Here is a 745-nt window from a genome sequence, read left to right on the forward strand (position 1 = left end):
CACGGCCGCTCCGGCCCCGGTGCTGGGGCGGTCGCCCAGCCCGATGGAAGACCCTCACCCGCAGCCGACTTCGGCTGTGTCTCCCGACACGGCCGCCCCCGGCTCCGCGGCGAGCTCGTCGTCCCGCCTGATCGAGGGCCGTCACCCGCAGCCGACCTCGACCGTGTCTCCCGACACGGCCGCTCCGGCCCCGGTGCTGGGGCGGTCGCCCAGCCCGATGGAAGACCCTCACCCGCAGCCGACTTCGGCTGTGTCTCCCGACACGGCCGCCCCTGGCCCCGCGGCGAGCTCGTCGTCCCGCCTGATCGAGGGCCGTCACCCGCAGCCGACCTCGACCGTGTCTCCCGACACCACCGCCCCCGACTCCGTGGTGGGGCAGTCGGCCCGCCCGAGGGAAGACCCTCACCCGCAGCCCACCTCGACCGCGTCTCCCGACACGGCCGTCTCGGGTCCGGCGGTGAGTCCGTCGGCCCGCTCGTTGGAGGACCGGCCGCTGGTGCCTGCCTCTGAGGTGTCTCCCGACACCGTCTCGGATCCGGCGGTGAGTCCGTCGTCCCGCTCGTTGGAGGACCGGCCGCTGGTCCCGGCCTCTGACGTGTCTCCCGACACCTCGCCGAGCCCTGTCGTGAGCCCGTCGGCCCGTTCGATGGAAAGCCGACAGCAGTGGCCGACCTCCGCGGCGTCTCCCGACGCCGCCACCGGGCCGGGTGCGCCCACGGCGCTGTCCGCTCCCGCCGACGACACC

At 75.2% G+C, this 745-nt stretch carries 1 protein-coding gene; it reads right to left on the minus strand.

Annotation, left to right across the window (positions count from 1 at the left end):
- Positions 1–402 precede the first annotated feature (402 nt).
- Positions 403–745, minus strand: a 343-nt coding sequence (locus PV721_RS43650; protein ID WP_319734464.1) for a hypothetical protein, incomplete at its 5' end; no start/stop codon positions are given.

The sequence above is a fragment of the Streptomyces sp. MB09-01 genome, assembly GCF_033794505.1.
Lineage (GTDB): Bacteria > Actinomycetota > Actinomycetes > Streptomycetales > Streptomycetaceae > Streptomyces.